At 62.0% G+C, this 17,575-nt stretch carries 17 protein-coding genes; 12 read left to right on the top strand and 5 right to left on the bottom strand.

Going from position 1 to position 17,575, the window contains the following annotated elements; translation table 11 throughout:
- The first annotated feature begins 5 nt into the window (after window positions 1-5).
- From HAV21_RS05445 to HAV21_RS05390, 12 genes are all read left to right on the top strand, one after another.
- On the top strand, window positions 6-722 hold the full coding sequence (locus HAV21_RS05445; protein WP_166840778.1) for an HAD hydrolase-like protein: 717 nt from the start codon (window positions 6-8) through the stop codon (window positions 720-722).
- The gene (locus HAV21_RS05440; protein WP_142939241.1) at window positions 709-1,377 is read left to right on the top strand and encodes a lysophospholipid acyltransferase family protein; all 669 of its coding nucleotides are present in this window, start codon (window positions 709-711) and stop codon (window positions 1,375-1,377) included. The genes HAV21_RS05445 and HAV21_RS05440 overlap by 14 nt, the downstream gene beginning before the upstream one ends.
- 58 nt (window positions 1,378-1,435) lie before the next feature.
- Window positions 1,436-3,451, top strand: coding sequence for an excinuclease ABC subunit UvrC (uvrC, locus tag HAV21_RS05435; protein WP_166840776.1), 2,016 nt, complete (start codon window positions 1,436-1,438; stop codon window positions 3,449-3,451).
- Window positions 3,452-3,583: 132 nt separating this feature from the next.
- On the top strand, window positions 3,584-4,507 hold the full coding sequence (rapZ, locus tag HAV21_RS05430) for an RNase adapter RapZ (RefSeq protein ID WP_142939239.1): 924 nt from the start codon (window positions 3,584-3,586) through the stop codon (window positions 4,505-4,507).
- Complete coding sequence (gene yvcK, locus HAV21_RS05425; RefSeq protein ID WP_142939238.1) at window positions 4,507-5,523, top strand: uridine diphosphate-N-acetylglucosamine-binding protein YvcK; 1,017 nt, start codon at window positions 4,507-4,509, stop codon at window positions 5,521-5,523. The genes rapZ and yvcK overlap by 1 nt, the downstream gene beginning before the upstream one ends.
- Before the next feature lie 9 nt (window positions 5,524-5,532).
- Window positions 5,533-6,513 (top strand): DNA-binding protein WhiA, encoded by a 981-nt coding sequence (gene whiA / locus HAV21_RS05420; RefSeq protein WP_062069705.1) that lies wholly within the window; start codon window positions 5,533-5,535, stop codon window positions 6,511-6,513.
- A gap of 173 nt (window positions 6,514-6,686) precedes the next feature.
- Window positions 6,687-7,310 carry a superoxide dismutase gene (locus tag HAV21_RS05415; RefSeq protein ID WP_091467344.1) on the top strand — a complete coding sequence of 208 codons (624 nt, stop codon included), beginning with the start codon at window positions 6,687-6,689 and terminating at the stop codon, window positions 7,308-7,310.
- A gap of 271 nt (window positions 7,311-7,581) precedes the next feature.
- Entirely contained in the window at window positions 7,582-8,592 is a 1,011-nt protein-coding gene (gap, locus tag HAV21_RS05410) for a type I glyceraldehyde-3-phosphate dehydrogenase (protein ID WP_089595055.1), read from the top strand.
- A gap of 9 nt (window positions 8,593-8,601) precedes the next feature.
- Window positions 8,602-9,828 (top strand): phosphoglycerate kinase, encoded by a 1,227-nt coding sequence (locus HAV21_RS05405; RefSeq protein ID WP_166840773.1) that lies wholly within the window; start codon window positions 8,602-8,604, stop codon window positions 9,826-9,828.
- Window positions 9,829-9,903: 75 nt separating this feature from the next.
- Window positions 9,904-10,719: a triose-phosphate isomerase gene (gene tpiA / locus HAV21_RS05400; protein WP_166840771.1), complete on the top strand. Its 816-nt coding sequence runs from the start codon at window positions 9,904-9,906 to the stop codon at window positions 10,717-10,719.
- 36 nt (window positions 10,720-10,755) lie between these two features.
- Window positions 10,756-11,013 carry a preprotein translocase subunit SecG gene (gene secG / locus HAV21_RS05395; protein WP_017198454.1) on the top strand — a complete coding sequence of 86 codons (258 nt, stop codon included), beginning with the start codon at window positions 10,756-10,758 and terminating at the stop codon, window positions 11,011-11,013.
- A gap of 143 nt (window positions 11,014-11,156) precedes the next feature.
- Window positions 11,157-11,552, top strand: a complete 396-nt coding sequence (locus tag HAV21_RS05390; RefSeq protein ID WP_142939235.1) for an RNA polymerase-binding protein RbpA — start codon at window positions 11,157-11,159, stop codon at window positions 11,550-11,552.
- Here the strand turns inward: HAV21_RS05390 and pgl are convergent.
- Genes pgl through tal form a run of 5 tightly spaced genes read right to left on the bottom strand, consistent with a single transcriptional unit; the run spans window position 11,505 to window position 17,567 of the window.
- Window positions 11,505-12,323 (bottom strand): 6-phosphogluconolactonase, encoded by an 819-nt coding sequence (gene pgl / locus HAV21_RS05385; protein ID WP_142939234.1) that lies wholly within the window; start codon window positions 12,321-12,323, stop codon window positions 11,505-11,507. The genes HAV21_RS05390 and pgl overlap by 48 nt on opposite strands.
- A complete protein-coding gene (locus HAV21_RS05380; RefSeq protein ID WP_142939233.1) occupies window positions 12,313-13,254 on the bottom strand; it encodes a glucose-6-phosphate dehydrogenase assembly protein OpcA in 942 nt (313 codons plus the stop codon). The genes pgl and HAV21_RS05380 overlap by 11 nt, the downstream gene beginning before the upstream one ends.
- A complete protein-coding gene (zwf, locus tag HAV21_RS05375; RefSeq protein ID WP_142939232.1) occupies window positions 13,251-14,795 on the bottom strand; it encodes a glucose-6-phosphate dehydrogenase in 1,545 nt (514 codons plus the stop codon). The genes HAV21_RS05380 and zwf overlap by 4 nt, the downstream gene beginning before the upstream one ends.
- Window positions 14,796-14,810: 15 nt before the next feature.
- Window positions 14,811-16,442 carry a glucose-6-phosphate isomerase gene (locus tag HAV21_RS05370; RefSeq protein ID WP_166840769.1) on the bottom strand — a complete coding sequence of 544 codons (1,632 nt, stop codon included), beginning with the start codon at window positions 16,440-16,442 and terminating at the stop codon, window positions 14,811-14,813.
- A gap of 6 nt (window positions 16,443-16,448) precedes the next feature.
- Window positions 16,449-17,567 (bottom strand): transaldolase, encoded by a 1,119-nt coding sequence (gene tal / locus HAV21_RS05365; protein ID WP_142939230.1) that lies wholly within the window; start codon window positions 17,565-17,567, stop codon window positions 16,449-16,451.
- Between the last annotated feature and the right edge of the window lie 8 nt (window positions 17,568-17,575).

The following is a 17,575-nucleotide window of genomic DNA, read 5'->3' as shown; positions in this document are numbered from 1 at the left end:
ACCCGGTGACTCAAACAATGGTGCCCGTAATATTCGATCTGGACGGCACCCTTGTCGATCCTGCCGGAGGTATCACGGGAGGCATTTCTGCAGCCCTCCGGGAAATGGAGCTCCCTGTTCCGGAGCAAGCCGTCTTAAATTCAATGGTGGGGCCTAAACTCAGCGACTCCCTTCTGCATTTGGCCAACGTCCCCGGCGAATTGGTGGATGAAACCATTGAGCGATACCGGCGTCACTATAGGGAAACCGGTATTGGCCAGAGCAAGCTGTACCCGGGCATCTTCGATCTCCTTGAGTATTTCGCGGAGACCGGCCGGGCCGTTGCGGTAGCCACCCAGAAGCCACAGTCAATTGCGCGGCTGGTGCTTGAGCACCACAGAATCGCAGACTTTTTCGTCTCCATTCGGGGTGCTGCGGACGACGAATCCCTCAAGGCCAACACGGCGCCCGGCAAAGTCGAGATCGTGGGCGCGGCCTTGAAGGATCTTCACTCCCAGCCGGCCGTCATGGTGGGGGACAGGCATCAGGACGTCGCGGGTGCTTTGGCCAATGGACTGGACTGCATCGGGGTCAGTTGGGGTTTCGCCCCGGACGGTGAACTTGAGGAAGCCGGAGCAGTCGCAGTAGTAAGCACCGCCGTGGAGCTTCGCAGCACAATTGAAGAACTTGACGCTGTCCGCGCGGCAGCCCTGAGCGAGGTACAAAACGATGGCAGTCTTTGATGCGATCCGCTGGACAACCCGTGGCCTGATCTCCTCCACGTGCCGTCCAACGGTCATTGGACTGGAGAACGTTCCCAAGGATGGGCCATTCATCGTGGCACCCAATCATCTGTCCTTCCTGGACAGCGTCATCGTCCAGGCGCTCATGCCCCGGCCTGTTGCTTTTTTTGCCAAGGCGGAATACTTCACCACCAAAGGCGTCAAGGGCGCGGTGATGAAGTCGTTCTTTGAAGCAGTGGGTTCCATTCCCGTTGAGCGCGGCGAGCAGGCGGCCAGCGTGCAGGCGCTCAAGACGCTGCTGGACATCCTGGAATCCGGTAAGGGCATCGGCATCTATCCTGAAGGCACCCGGTCCCGGGACGGCATCCTATACCGGGGCAGGACGGGTGTGGGCTGGCTGGCCCTCACTACTGGCGCTCCGGTGATCCCGGTGGGGTTGATCGGCACCGAGAAACTGCAGCCTGCGGACAAGAACGCAGTCCGTCCCCAGCACTTCACCATGAAAGTGGGCGAGCCCCTTTACTTCGACAAGACAGGCCCGGACCATTCGTTGCCGGCCAGGCGCGAAGTCACTGACAAGATCATGGATGCCATTGCGGTGCTCAGCGGGCAGGAACGGTCCACAAGCTACAACCAGAGCAAGTCTGTTGACTAAGGCCTGGTAAACCGGCTCCGTGGCAAAGAGTGTCGTTACGGTTCACTAGACTGGAATCGTGGCAGATCCAGCAAGTTACCGGCCCCAAACGGGTGAAATTCCCACCACCCCCGGCGTCTATCGTTTCCGTGACCCCCATGGTCGGGTCATTTATGTGGGCAAGGCAAAGAACCTCCGTTCCAGGCTGAACTCGTATTTCGCCAACCCTGCAGGTCTTCTTCCCAAGACCCATGCAATGGTCCACGCGGCCAGTAGCGTGGAATGGACCATGGTAGGCAGCGAGCTGGAATCGTTGCAGTTGGAATACACGTGGATCAAGGAGTTCAAGCCACGGTTCAATGTGGTCTTCCGGGATGACAAAACTTATCCCTACCTAGCGGTCACCATGGGGGAGAAATATCCCAGGGTCCAGGTCATGCGTGGCGAGAGAAGGAAAGGGACCCGGTATTTCGGTCCCTACACTGCCGGTGCCATCAGGGAGACCATGGACACTCTTCTGCGGGTCTTCCCCGTGCGGAGTTGCAGCGCCGGTGTCTTCAAGCGGGCTGAGTCCAGCGGCCGGCCCTGCCTTCTGGGGTATATCGACAAATGCTCGGCACCCTGTGTCGGACGGGTTACCCCTGAGGAGCACCGTGGACTGGCTGAGGACTTCTGTTCCTTCATGGGCGGCGAAGCCAAGCGTTTTATAGGCCGGCTGGAAAAGGACATGGCTGCCGCCGTTGCTGAACTGGACTACGAGCGCGCGGCGGGCCTGCGGGACGACATCATCGCCCTCCGTAAGGTCTTTGAACGGAACGCAGTGGTCCTTGCCGAGGACACTGACGCAGACGTCTTCGCCCTCCATGAGGATGAACTTGAAGCGTCCGTTCAGGTGTTCCACGTGCGCGGCGGCCGGGTCCGGGGCCAGCGCGGTTGGGTGGTGGAAAAGGTGGAAGATGCCACCTCCCCGGAACTGATCGAACATCTGCTGCAGCAGGTTTATGGAGAAGACAGTGAAGTTCAGGGCCGCATCCCACGGGAAGTCCTGGTTCCCGAGAACCCCAGCAACCATGCGGAACTGACTGAATGGCTGGGGGGATTACGCGGGGCAAGGGTGGACATCCGGGTCCCGCAGCGCGGTGACAAGGCTGCCTTGATGTCCACGGTGCGCGAGAATGCGGAGCAAGCACTGAAGCTGCACAAGACGCGGCGCGCTGGAGACATTACCGTTAGGTCCGTTGCACTTCAGGAACTGCAGGAGGCGTTGGAGATTCCGGTTCCCCTGCTGAGGATTGAATGCTTCGATATTTCCCACGTCCAGGGCACCAACGTGGTCGCGTCCATGGTGGTAGTGGAAGACGGGCTGCCCAAAAAATCGGATTACCGGAAGTTTTCCATCACGGGTGCTGCGGCCACGGACGATACCGCAGCCATGCACGACGTCCTCACGCGCCGGTTCAGGCACTACCTGACGGACAAAGCTGCCCAGGTCCCCATTGTTTCCGGGGAGATCGTCAACCCCACGCGAACCGGCGCCAAAAGCAGTGCCAAGCTTCCGACGTCGGACCCTGAAGTTCAGGCCCCGAAGGCCAAATTCGCGTATCCGCCCAATCTTGTGGTGGTGGACGGCGGGCAACCGCAGGTCAACGCCGCGGCCCGCGCCCTAGCGGAGTTGGGCATTGATGACGTTTACGTGGTGGGGCTGGCAAAGCGACTTGAGGAAGTCTGGCTCCCGGACAGCGACTTCCCCGTCATCCTTCCCCGAACATCTCAAGGCCTGTACCTGCTGCAGCGCATTCGCGACGAAGCCCACCGATTCGCCATCACGTTCCACCGGCAGAAGCGCGGCAAGGCGATGACGGTCTCGGCCCTGGATGGCGTTCCTGGGCTGGGTGAGGCAAAGCGAAAGGCACTGGTGGCGCATTTTGGCTCACTCAAGAAGATCAAAGCCGCGTCAGTGGAGGAGCTGACATCGGCCAAGGGCATCGGACCGGCGCTTGCAGCCGCGGTGGTCCAGCACCTTGGTGCTACTGAGGATTCAGGTGAAACGGCACCGGCGGTGAACATGACCACCGGCGAAATCCTTGAATCTTAGCTAGGGTAAGAACTTGTCCGGTCGGCGCGATCGAGCTGCCGGACGCCTGTAACCGGCTGCTTGCACCACGGCGCCCCGGGCGGCAACCACGATCATTTTCACTGACCACTTCCTACGAAACGGGGACAACTGATGGATGAGGCTACGGCAGGGTCCGGCACGGAGCAGGACGGCCTGACGCCCGTGAAGCCGCCGGAGGCTGAGCTGTTGGTGGTAACCGGCATGTCGGGTGCCGGCCGCAGCACCGCCTCGGACGCCTTGGAGGATCACGGCTGGTATGTGGTGGACAACCTTCCTCCGCAGATGCTGGGTACCCTGGCCGAAATTGTCTCGCATGCGCCCAAGTCCATTCCCAAGCTGGCAGTAGTGGTGGACGTTCGCAGCAAGGATCTCTTCACGGACATCCAGACCGCTCTGGGGGCATTGAGCGCAAGCGGCATCACGTTCCGGGTCCTCTTCCTGGATGCCAATGACGACGTCCTGGTCCGCCGTTTCGAGCAGGGTCGCCGCCCGCATCCGTTGCAGGGCGGCGGGAGGATCCTGGACGGCATCGGGATTGAGCGTGAGGTCCTGCGCGAACTGCGTGAACACGCCGATGTGGTACTGGACACCTCCGACTTCAACGTCCATGGGCTGGCCACCGCCATCACTGAATTATTCAGCGATACCGGCCCTGTGACACTTCGGCTCAATGTCATGAGCTTTGGTTTCAAGTACGGGCTCCCCGTGGATGCGAACTTCGTGGCGGACGCCCGCTTCATTCCCAACCCGCACTGGGTTCCCCAACTTCGGCCCCATACGGGCCTGGATGAGGACGTCAGCGAGTATGTCCTGGGCGCGGCGGGTGTCCAGGAGTTCGTGGATCGTTACGTTCGGGCGTTGGAGCCTGTCCTGGACGGCTACCGGCAGGAGAACAAGCATTACGCCACGCTGGCTGTTGGTTGTACAGGAGGCAAGCATCGCTCAGTGGCGGTGGCCATGGAACTGTCCAAGCGCCTGGCCCAATACCCCCGCGTCACTGTGACCACCACTCACCGCGACCTGGGGCGCGAATAGTGGGGGTCCTGACGGGACCGCTGCCACTCATTCCGCCCAAGGGCGTTCCCGGCAGCCAACAGAAGAAAAGCCCCTCCGTGGTCGCCCTGGGTGGCGGTCACGGACTGGCCGCTTCGTTGTCCGCCCTGCGGCTGCTCACCTCTGAGCTGACGGCAATCGTCACAGTCGCGGACGACGGCGGCAGTTCCGGTCGTCTGCGTGAGGAGTACGGTGTCCTTCCGCCCGGAGACCTTCGGATGGCGCTCAGCGCCCTTTGCGACGATACGGACTGGGGGCGGACGTGGCGGGACGTCATGCAACACCGCTTCGAAGCCGGTTCGGCTAAAGGCGGTTCGCTGGATAACCACGCCATGGGCAACCTCCTGATCGTCACGTTATGGGAGCTGCTGGGGGACACTGTTGCCGGCCTCAAGTGGGCGGGAGCGCTGCTTGGCGCCCGCGGCCAGGTCCTGCCCATGTCCAGCGTTCCCCTCACCATTGAGGGCAAGGCCCGCGTGGAGTTGCCCGATGGCGGCAATGAACTAAGGACGGTTCGGGGACAGGCGAAATGTGCCGTGGCAGGAAAGCTGGAAGAAGTCAGGCTCCTTCCCGATGCCGCCCCGGCCTGCGTGGAGGCTCTCACTGCTATCGAGCTTGCTGATTGGGTCATCCTCGGCCCCGGCTCCTGGTACACCTCGGTTCTGCCGCACTTGCTGCTGCCTGAGCTGCGGCGGGCCCTCGGTGACACCGCCGCCAAACGCTGCCTCACCATGAACCTGGATGTGGAAACCAAGGAAACTTCCGGCATGACCGCAGCGGACCACTTGGACGTTCTACGCCGCTATGCGCCTGAGTTCACAGTGGACGTGGTCCTGGCCGATCCCGCAGCCGTGCAGGATCTCAAGGCTTTTGAGAAGGCCGCTGCAATGATCGGTGCCGAAGTGGTGTTGGGTAGAGTAGGTGCGTCGAGGCGCCGCCCCGTCCATGATCCACTGCTGTTGGCAGCGGCGTACCACGATATTTTCGGGAACAGTTAGGAACACGCGATGGCACTTACTGCGTCGGTCAAGGACGAACTGTCCCGGCTGGACATCAAGAAATCTTCGGTCCGCAAGGCGGAGGTTTCGGCAATGCTGCGTTTTGCGGGCGGCTTGCACATCATTTCGGGACGTATCGTCATCGAGGCTGAGGTGGATCTTGCCTCCACCGCACGCCGTCTCCGGGCAGCGATCGCCGAAGTTTACGGACATCAGAGTGAAATAATCGTTGTTTCCGGCGGAGGCTTGCGCCGGGGGAGCCGCTACGTCGTCCGCGTTGTCCGTGACGGCGAGGCGCTGGCCCGCCAAACCGGTTTGCTGGACGGCCGTGGGCGCCCTGTCCGCGGTCTCCCTTCAGCGGTCGTGAACGGCTCCGCTGCAGATGCTGAGGCTGTGTGGAGGGGTGCATTCCTTGCTCATGGCTCACTGACCGAACCGGGTCGCTCCTCCTCCCTTGAAGTGACCTGCCCCGGCCCTGAATCGGCGCTGGCACTGGTCGGCGCAGCCCGACGCTTGGGGATTCAGGCCAAGGCGCGTGAAGTTCGCGGTGTGGACCGCGTGGTCATCCGCGACGGCGACACCATCGCTGCTCTCTTGACCCGCATGGGCGCGCATGACGCCCTGATGGTTTGGGAAGAACGCCGGATGCGAAAAGAAGTACGGGCCACCGCCAACAGGCTGGCCAACTTTGATGACGCCAATCTTCGGCGCTCGGCGCAAGCCGCTGTGGCAGCGGGCGCCAGGGTGGACCGCGCGTTGGAGATCCTGGGAGACGACGTCCCTGACCACCTCAAGTACGCAGGGGAGCTTCGTGTTGCCCACAAGCAGGCGAGCCTGGATGAGCTCGGCCGCCTCGCCGATCCGCCCATGACCAAGGACGCCATCGCGGGCCGTATCCGACGGCTCCTTGCCATGGCGGATAAACGTGCGGTGGATTTGGGCATTCCCGGGACTGAGGCAAATGTGACTCCCGAAATGATGGACGAGTAGGGCGCACCCATAGAATCGAGAAAGTGCGGAGGAAATACTGCAAGGCCACCGCGGGTTGTTCCCGATGGAGGCAAGAGCAGTTTGCTTCGCCAAGGATTTCCGGCCGGCCCGCTGGCCGGATGACATAACGAGAGTTACCAACCGGACGTGAGTCCACTACATTGGAGGATTTCGTGACAGAGTACGTTCTGCCCGAGCTCGGCTACGACTACGCAGCACTCGAGCCGCACATTTCTGCAAAGATCATGGAGCTGCACCACAGCAAGCACCATGCGGCATACGTTGCAGGCGCCAACAACGCCCTCTCCCAACTGGCCGATGCGCGCGAGAAGAATGATTTCGCCAACATCAACCGCCTCTCCAAGGACCTCGCGTTCCACACCGGCGGCCACATCAACCACTCCGTGTTCTGGAACAACATCTCCCCGGACGGCGGCGACAAGCCCGAAGGCGAACTCGCAGCCGCTATCGACGACGCCTTCGGCTCGTTTGATGCTTTCCGTGCTCAGTTCAGCGCAGCTGCCCTGGGCCTGCAGGGTTCCGGCTGGGCTTTCCTGGCCTATGAGCCCATCGGTGGAAACCTGCTCATCGAGCAGCTCTACGATCAGCAGGGCAACGTAGCCGTGGGCACCACCCCGCTGCTGATGCTGGACATGTGGGAGCACGCCTTCTACCTGGACTACGTCAACGTCAAGGCTGACTACGTCAAGGCATTCTGGAACATCGTCAACTGGGCAGACGTCGCCAAGCGCTTCGAAGCCGCCCGCGCCAACGCCACGGGCCTCATCGTCCTCTAGTTGGTGAGTTCCGGTTCACGCAGATGTAATAAAAGTCACCTTTAGCGTGAAATCGGGCGAAATGCTCAAAAGCCTGCCTCCGCAGTTGCGGGGGCAGGCTTAGTTAAACGTAAGATGGATCACGGAAGGCGGTTAGCCTTCAGCAACGTGGCTGGTCGCCCTCCGATCTGATAATCACCTCTGCCCAAAGACGTGCGGGGTCTGTTAGTTGGAAATATTTGATCCGACTCACTAGGCGTGCTTGCAAGAGCACCAAGGAGATTGACACATAGTGACCACCCGTATTGGTATCAACGGCTTCGGCCGCATCGGCCGTAACTACTTCCGCGCAGCACTGGCCCAGGGCGCAGATCTTGAGATCGTGGCAGTCAACGACCTCACCAGCCCCGAAACGCTCGCGCACCTCCTGAAGTACGACTCCGTCGGCGGCCGTCTCGCCCAGACCGTGGAAGTTGTCGATGGAAACCTGGTAGTTGACGGTAAGTCCATCAAGGTCCTTGCTGAGCGTGATCCCGCCAACCTGCCTTGGGGCGAGCTTGGCGTCGACATCGTCATCGAGTCCACCGGCTTCTTCACCAAAGCTGCAGCCGCACAGAAGCACATTGATGCCGGCGCCAAGAAGGTCCTCATCTCTGCACCTGCCAGCGACGAAGACATCACCATCGTCATGGGCGTCAACCACGAGTTGTATGACCCCGCAGCCCACAACATCATCTCCAACGCATCCTGCACCACCAACTGCCTCGGCCCGCTGGCCAAGGTTGTCAATGACGCTTTCGGCATTGAGCGCGGCCTGATGACCACGGTCCACGCCTACACCGCAGACCAGAACCTGCAGGATGGCCCGCACGGAGATCTCCGCCGTGCCCGCGCTGCTGCGATCAACATGGTCCCCACGTCCACCGGTGCTGCCAAGGCAATCGGCCTGGTCCTCCCGGAACTCAAGGGCAAGCTGGATGGTTACGCCATTCGCGTCCCCGTCCCCACCGGCTCCGCTACGGACCTCACGGTCACTGTTTCCCGCGAAGTCACGGTTGAGGAAGTCAACGCTGCCGTCAAGGCTGCCGCAGAGTCCGAGCAGTTCGCTGGAATCCTCAGCTACACGGACGCCCCCATTGTGTCCTCGGACATCGTCGGAGACCCCGCCTCTTCCATCTTCGATTCCGGCCTCACCAAGGTCATTGGCAACCAGGTCAAGGTTGTTTCCTGGTATGACAACGAGTGGGGTTACTCCAACCGCCTCGTAGACCTCACGGAGCTCGTCGCATCCAAGCTGGGCTAGGGTAGACACATGACATCTCACACCCTCAACGAACTCATCGCTGAAGGTGTCCGCGGGCGGTACATTCTGGTCAGAAGTGACCTGAATGTGCCGCTCGACGGCTCTGCAGTGACCGACGACGGCCGTATCAAGGCCTCCCTTCCGGTCCTCAAGAAGCTGTCGGACGCCGGTGCCCGTGTGCTCGTAACCGCCCACCTCGGCCGCCCCAAAGGCACACCTGAGGAAAAGTACTCCCTGAAGCCCGCTGCAGCCCGTCTGGCGGAACTCGCGGACTTCACGGTCCAGCTGGCCGAAGACACGGTGGGAGATTCCGCCAGGGCGCTTGCAGCCAATCTCCAGGACGGCGAAGTTCTCGTCTTGGAAAACGTTCGGTTCGATGCCCGCGAAACCAGCAAGGACGACGCCGAGCGTGGCGCGTTTGCTGACGAACTGGTTGCCCTCACCGGAACAAACGGTGCCTTCGTCGATGACGCTTTTGGCGCCGTCCACCGGAAACACGCCAGCGTCTTCGATGTCGCTACTCGCCTGCCGTCGTACCTGGGCGACCTCGTTCACACGGAGGTAGAGGTTCTTCGGAAGCTCACCACGGACACCCAGCGTCCCTACGTTGTGGTTCTTGGTGGCTCCAAGGTTTCGGACAAGCTGGCAGTCATCGACAACCTCCTGGGCAAGGCTGACACCATCCTGGTTGGCGGGGGAATGCTCTTCACCTTCCTGGCCGCAGCCGGACACAAGGTCGCGGGCAGCCTCCTTGAAGAGGAACAGATTCCTGTCGTCCAGGATTACCTCAAGCGCGCGTCCGATGCCGGAACGTCGTTCGTGATCCCCACAGACGTGGTGGTCGCAAGCCGTTTCGCTGCAGACGCTGAGCACGAGGTCGTCAAGGCAGACGCCATTGAGGACAGCCGTTTTGGTGCTTCCGGAATTGGGCTTGATATTGGCCCGGAATCCGCATCGGCATTCGCTGCCCAGATCGAGGGTGCCAAAACCGTGTTCTGGAACGGCCCCATGGGCGTCTTCGAATTCGAGGCCTTCTCCAGCGGCACGCGCGCCATTGCGCAGGCCCTGACGGATACCGTTGCGTTCACCGTAGTTGGTGGCGGCGATTCTGCTGCAGCAGTCCGCACCCTCGGCTTCGAGGATTCGCAGTTCGGCCACATTTCCACCGGTGGCGGCGCCAGCCTGGAATACCTTGAAGGCAAGGAACTTCCCGGTCTGAGCGTCCTGGACCGCTAAGCATCAACCGACCGGCAGGGCGCAACCGCGTCCTGCCGGTCGTTCCATATCTCAACGCATTTTTTTGGAGTTCATGTGACTACCTCTGCTAACGGCAACTTCATCCGCAAACCCTTCATCGCCGGCAACTGGAAGATGAACATGGACCACGTCCAGGGAATCACCTTGCTGCAGAAGCTGGCCTGGACACTGTCCGACGCCAAGCACGACTACAGCCGTACCGAGGTGGCAGTGTTTCCTCCGTTCACGGACCTCCGCGGTGTCCAGACGCTGGTTCAGGGTGACGAGCTGGAAGTCGTCTACGGCGGCCAGGACCTGTCCCAGTTTGACTCCGGCGCTTACACGGGCGATATCTCCGGTCAGTTCCTGAGCAAGCTTGGCTGTGCCTACGTCCTGGTGGGCCACAGTGAACGCCGCACTATCCACAACGAGTCTGACGATGTTCTTAACGCCAAGGTCAAGGCCGGCTTCCGTCACGGAGTTACTCCCGTACTGTGCGTAGGAGAGGGCCTTGAGATCCGTCAGGCGGGCACGCACGTGGAGCACACCCTGGCTCAGCTTCGCGCAGGTGTGGAAGGCCTCACGGCTGAGCAAGCTGCTGAACTCGTTGTGGCTTACGAACCCGTCTGGGCCATTGGCACCGGCGAAGTCGCGGGCCCGGAAGACGCACAGGAAATGTGCGCAGCCATCCGTGCTGAGCTCGCCGAACTCTTCGACGAAACCGTCGCAGCGAAGACACGACTGCTCTACGGCGGCTCTGTCAAGGCCAACAATGCTGCAGCCATCATGGCAGAAAGCGACGTTGACGGATTGCTTGTGGGTGGCGCCAGCCTGGACCCCGCTGAGTTTGCTAACATTGTCAGGTTCGAGAGCCACCTCGTCACGGACTAGTCCGGCTCCCGATTTCCGCTTCTTCGAAAGGCCGTCGTGGACGTTCTTCAAGTCATTCTGCAGATCCTGCTGGGCATCACCAGCCTTCTGCTGACTCTGCTCATCCTCCTGCACAAGGGACGTGGCGGCGGTTTGTCCGACATGTTCGGTGGTGGTATGAGCTCCGGATTGAGTTCGTCCGGTGTCGCCGAGCGTAACCTGAACCGCTTCACCATTATCCTTGGCATCACGTGGGGCGTCGTGATCATCGGCTTGGGCCTGATCATGCGATTCACCTCCGGTGGCGATTCCTAGTCATACCAGGAAAGGGAGGCTCCTGACGGGAGCCTCCCTTTTTTGTCCCGGGCACCCAACGCTACTGCCGCCGTCGGGCCCCTCGCACTAGACTTGCCCTGTTGGCCGTGACGGCCCACCACCGAGTCGCGAGGGGTTCGAAAATGGTTCATGGCACGTCCGGATATCGGGGCACACGCGTAGGCGTTACCCAGGGTTCCAGTCCGCGACATCAGAGCGACCACGGCCCCGGACAACAAGTGCCGCGTATTCGCGTTCCCTACTGGTGCGCCAAGGGACACGAAACGCGGCTTGTTTTCCTTAAACTGCCGGACGAGCAGATTCCCAAGACGTGGGACTGTCCCAAATGTGGTTCGCCCGCCACGCGCGACCCCGGGAATCCGGCCCCGGAAAGACCTGACGATGAGATTTTCAAATCGCACCTGGACTACGTTAAAGAACGACGCTCCAGCCAGGATGCCGAAGTGGCCCTGGCCGGAGCGCTGGATCGGTTACGCGCCCGCGGGGTCCTTCCGGACCAACTGCTGGGGGACACGTGACGCCGCATTCTCGTCGATAAGCCATAGAGTCCTCGCACGCCCCACCGGACCCGCTGCAGGGACCTGGACAGGGTTGGCGCCCGCAAGGGCCAGGCCCACGGCTCCTGCCTTATCCTCGCCGGCAACAACCATCCAGATTTCCTGTGCGGTATTGATCGCTGGAAGCGTCAGCGAGATGCGCGACGGCGGCGGCTTAGGTGAGTTCTCCACGCCCACCACAGTGCGGGTCTTTTCGCGAATTCCGGCTTGCTCAGGAAAGAGCGATGCTACGTGTGCATCTGGTCCAACGCCCAGGAGCAGGATGTCAAAGCGCGGCAGGATTCCCGGTTGCTCAGGCCTGTTGTCTGATGTGTCTGCTGCGTGCTCAGCCTCAGCAGCTGCCTTGAGCTCCTGGGCGTAAGCTGCTGCTGCTTCGTCAGCTGTGGCATATGCATCGGTGGAGCCGGGTTCGTGAACCCTGGCCGGGTCGACCGCCAAGTGGGCTAGCAGTGCTTGGTGGGCCTGGCGCGTGTTCCTGTCATCGCTGTCGGCAGCGACGAACCGTTCATCGCCCCACCAGAAGTTCACCCTCGACCAATCCACGGCAGGTGCGGCAGCGGAGTCAGCCACAGCCTTCAGGGTCCCGATACCAACGGTTCCGCCGGTGAGGACCACCGTGGCCTCGCCATGCTTGTCCTGGACATCCACAAGCTTGGTGATCAGACGTGCCGCTATGGCGGCCATCAACACCTTCGAGTCGGGGTGGATACTTACTCTGGGCTCAGCGTGCACTGGTCTGGACTCTCCTCTGACTGGTAAGTGGAAGTCCCATCGTAATCACTTCTCCGAACACTTCGTCCGGATCAAGCCGCCGCAGTTCTTCAGCGAGGCAGTCCTTGAGGCTTCGGCGGGGGAGCGTGATGCGTTGTGCCGGCTGCCCGGGTTGGGTCAGCTCGGCAACAGAGAGGCCGGGACGGAAGAGCTGGACGTCGCCACTGGCACGCGTCAGGCGGACACGGCGGATACCGGTACCTGCAGGGTCCGCCACAATTGTGACCGGGGCCTCCAGCGCCAGACTGAGCCACGCCGCCAGCAACAGGGTGCTGGGGGAATCGGAAGCGCCTTCAACGGCAACGGCGGAGACAGGGTCGCTATCGACCTGGTCAAAGACAGCCGCGAGTTGCATGCGCCAGTTGGTCAGTCGGGTCCATGCCAGATCGGTATCGCCGGCCTTGTAGGTGGCACGGATGTTTTCCAGGGCCAGGCGCGGGTCCGGCTCGTTGGCGGAGTCGGTGATGCGTCGGTGCGCGATGCGGCCGATGGAGGTCTCGCAGGCGCTTTCCGGCGCGCCGTGAGGCCACCACGCCACGATCGGTGCGTCCGGCAGCAGGAGAGCGGCCACAAGGGATTCGCTTTCGTGGGCCATGTGACCGTGACCTCGCAGGACGATGACTTCAGACGCACCGGCGTCGCCACCGACGCGGATCTGCGCGTCGAGGCGGTCAGGGCCTTCAACGCCTGCGTCGGCGAGGACAATGATCCGGCAGGGGTGTTCCCTGCTGGCTTCGTTGGCCGCTTCGATGGCTTCTTCTTCATACCCGGACTTCGTCACCACTACCAGGGTCAGTACACGGCCCAAGGCAATCACGCCGCCTTGCTCGCGCAGGGACATGATCTTCTTGGAGATCTTGGAGGTGGTTGTGTCGGGAAGATCTACGATCATGGCCTTCTCCAGGTTCGTCCGTCACGGGCCAGCAAGGCATCGGCCGAGGCCGGACCCCAACTGCCCGGTGCGTAGGGTTGCGGTTGTTCATCGAGCCCGGCCCAGTATTCCTCGAACGGGTCAAGGATCTTCCAGGACAGCTCCACTTCCTGGTGGCGCGGGAACAGCGGCGGCTCACCCAGAAGTACGTCCAGGATGAGGCGTTCATAGGCTTCGGGGCTGGACTCTGTGAAGGAGTGGCCGTAGCCGAAGTCCATGGTGACATCGCGGACTTCCATCTGCGTGCCCGGAACCTTGGAGCCCAACCGGATGGTTGCGCCCTCGTCGGGCTGCACGCGGATGACCACGGCGTTCTGTCCAAAGTCGTCCTCGCCGTGATCACGGAACAGCAGGTTGGGTGCGCGTTTGAAGACCACAGCGATCTCCGTCACGCGACGGCCCAAACGCTTGCCGGCCCGCAGGTAGAACGGCACACCGTTCCACCGACGCGTGTTGATGTCCACCCGGATCGCGGCGAACGTCTCGGTCTTGGAATCGGCCGGGATTCCGTCTTCGTCCAGGTAGCCCAGGACTTCCTCGCCGCCCTGCCAGCCTCCGGTGAACTGACCACGTGCGGAGTGTGTGGAGAGGTCCTCGGGCAGCTTGACCGCTGCGAGGACCTTTTCCTTCTCCGCCCGCAAGTCATCGGCGTTGAAGGAGATGGGCTCCTCCATCGCTGTCAACGCGAGCAACTGGAGCAGGTGGTTCTGGATAACATCGCGGGCAGCACCCACGCCGTCGTAATACCCCGCACGCCCACCGGTGCCGATGTCCTCGGCCATGGTGATCTGGACATGGTCCACGTAGTTGGCGTTCCAGAGCGGTTCGAACAGCTGGTTCGCGAAGCGCAACGCCAGGATGTTCTGCACCGTCTCCTTACCCAGGTAGTGGTCGATCCTGAACACGGCGTCAGCCGGGAATACCGACTCCACAATGTCATTGAGCTGCCGGGCCGACTCAAGGTCGTGCCCGAACGGCTTCTCGATGACCACACGACGCCACTGACCCGGCTTGGCCTGCGCCAGGCCGTGCTTGGACAGCTGCCGGCAGACCTGTTCAAACGCTTTGGGCGGGATGGACAGGTAGAACCCGTGGTTCCCACGGGTTCCCCGGGTCTCATCCAGCTCATCCAGGACATCGCCCAGACGTTCGAAAGCGTCGTCGTCGTCGAACTCTCCCTGAACAAAACGGATACCGGAGGCAAGCTGCTCCCACACCGCTTCATCAAATTTGGTCCGCGCGTGCGCCTTGACGTTTTCCTTGACTTCGGCCGCGAACTCGGCGTTGTCCCAGTCACGGCGGCCGAAGCCCACCAACGCGAAGCTGGGAGGCAAGAGACCGCGGTTGGCGAGATCATAGACCGCCGGCATGAGCTTCTTACGAGCCAGGTCCCCGGTGACTCCGAAGAACACCAACGACGACGGCCCGGCAATCCGATTCAGGCGACGGTCCCGCGGATCCCGCAAAGGATTCCGGGTACTGCCGTTCTTAGTTTCTGGCATGTTTGGTTCTGTGCCTTAGCTTTCGAGTGCGCTGGCTTGGTTAGCCAACGCAGAGACGATTTCCTGGAGCTGGGCTACGCCGGCTGCACGGTCGGTGAGGTGCAGGCGCAGTACCGGGCGGCCGTGACCTTCCAGGACCTGGGCATCACCCGAGGCCTGCGCAGCAATGAGCTGGCCGAACGTGAAGGGACGCTCCGGGATCTCGAGATCCGTAGCTGATGCTGCGGTGATCTGCAGGAACACTCCGATTGCCGGTCCGCCCTTATGGAACTGTCCCGTGGAGTGCAGGAAACGCGGGCCCCAACCGAACGTCACCGGACGGCCACTGACGGCAGCCAGTTCGTCACGGATGCCTTCGAGCGGTGCATGGGAAATGCGGTCCAGGTAGGCCTGAACGCTCAAATAACCATCTGCACCGAGCTGGCCAAGGAGCGCCTGCACAGCTTCGCTCGCCGTCGAGGCGTCCCCGAGCCAGTCACCGCCGCGAACCTCCACAGCACCATCGGTGAACGCTGCGGGGGTCGGTTCAGGGCGGGCGTCCAACAGGCCGCGCGCGGCAACCTTAGCTGCCTCGACGTCGGGCTGGTCAAACGGGTTGATGCCCAGCAGACGGCCCGCTACCGCGGTGGCGAATTCCCAGGCAAACATCTGCGAGGGAAGCCCACCGGCAATGGCAACCTCGTTCTCACGAAGTTCGACGTCGGCATCAGCACTCACCAGGCGGACCACCAGGACATCCCCGGCACCGCCAAGGGCCTCCGGGGAATCCGGACCGGCAACGACCGGCAGAACACCGGTGCCCAGCTTCCCGGTGGATTCCGCGATCAGCTGTTCGGCCCAGTCAGCGAAGCCGACAATGCCCGAACCGTCTTCGGCGATCACGATCTTGTTGCGCAGCGGGTCGGTACCACCCAGGGCGACGCCGAGGGCAAGGCCGATGTTGTCCGCTGAATCCTCATTGAGAATCTCAGCAGCTTCTTCAGCTTCATCCAGGAATGCTTGGATGTCGACACCGGCCAGCCCACACGGGACCAAGCCAAAAGCTGTCAGTGCAGAGAAACGTCCACCCACATTCGGATCGGCGTTGAACACTGCGCGGTAGCCCGCTTCGCGGGAAGCGTTATCCAGCGGCGAACCGGGATCGGTGACGATGATGATGCGGCTCTTGGCGTCGATGCCGGCGTCGTTGAACGCCTTCTCGAACACTCGTCGCTGGGAGTCGGTTTCAACGGTGGAGCCCGACTTGGAGGAAACAACGATAGCCGTCTCCGCCAGCCGGTCCGCCAATGCAGCACTGACCTGTTCGGGGTCGGTGCTGTCCAGCACCGTCAGCTCGACGCCGGCGGTGCCGGCGATAACCTCAGGCGCCAAGGAAGACCCACCCATGCCACAAAGGACAATGCGGGTGACCCCTTCACCGCGAAGGGCATCGCGAAGTTCCAGGATGTCACCGACCAAAGCCTGAGACACTGTGGCGGCTTCTACCCAGCCGAGGCGTATCGCCGATTCGGACTCCGCGTCAGGGCCCCACAAAGTGTGGTCCTTGGCGAAAATCCGCGTGGCGATCTTTTCCTCGACCAAGCCGTCAATGTGCTGGGCAATAGCCTGCTGGGCGGCACCGCTGGCGTCGTAGCTGATTGTGCTCATGGTGTGTTAGGAAGCCTTCCGTGCGGTGACGAGTGCGCCTTCAACGTCGGCGAGGAGTTCCTTCCAGGAGCCCACGAACTTCTCGAGGCCTTCGGTCTCAAGGAGGGTGACGACGTCGTTGTAGGAGACACCGAGGGCTTCGAGGGCGTTGAGGGTCTCGTTCGCTTCGTCGTAGGTGCCGGTGATGGTGTCGCCGGTGACTACTCCGTGGTCGAACGTGGCGTCGAGGGTCTTCTCGGGCATGGTGTTGACCACGCCCGCAGCGACGAGTTCGGTGACGTAGAGGGTGTCCGGGTAGGCCGGGTCCTTCACGCCGGTGGAAGCCCACAGGGGGCGCTGGGGGAGAGCGCCTGCTTCAGCCAGCACTGCCCAACGCTCGGTGGAGAAGAGCTCTTCGTAGACCTGGTAGGCCAGGCGTGCGTTCGCCACGCCGGCCTTGCCCTTGAGTGCCTTGGCTTCATCGGTGCCGATGGCGTCAAGGCGCTTGTCGATTTCCGAATCCACGCGGGACACGAAGAACGATGCCACCGAGTGGATCTTGGAAAGGTCGTGGCCGTTTTCCTTGGCCTGCTCAAGACCGGACTGGAAGGCGTTGATGACTGCGCGGTAGCGCTCCAAGGAGAAGATCAGCGTGACGTTGACGCTGATGCCCTCGGCGAGGGTGGCCGTGATGGCCTCCAGGCCTTCCAGGGTTGCCGGGATCTTGATGTGGACGTTGTCCTTGTTGACCTTGGCGTGCAGGTGCTTGGCCTCGGCAATGGTACCGGCGGTGTCCCAGGCAAGGCGGGGGTCAACCTCGATGGAGACTCGGCCATCCACACCATTGGTGGCGGCGGCGATCGGGGCGAAGAGATCGCAGGCGTCAGCGACGTCCGTGGTGGTGATCTCGAAAATCGTCTCTTCGACACTGGCGCCGGCGGCAGCCTGGGCGGCAATGGTGGCGTCGTAGTCCGTGCCGGCGGTGATGGCGGCGTGGAAGATGGACGGGTTGGTGGTCACACCAACAACGTTCTTCTCGTCGATGAGCTTCTGCAGCGTGCCGGTATCCAGGCGGGTGCGGGAGAGGTCATCGAGCCAGATCGAAACGCCGGCGTCAGAGAGCTGCTGCGTGGGAGTTGTAGACATGTGTGTTT

The sequence above is a fragment of the Paenarthrobacter sp. MSM-2-10-13 genome, from assembly GCF_011605365.1.
GTDB lineage: Bacteria > Actinomycetota > Actinomycetes > Actinomycetales > Micrococcaceae > Arthrobacter.
Note: the sequence above shows the minus strand (reverse complement) of the source record. Positions and strands in the feature narration are given on the sequence as shown.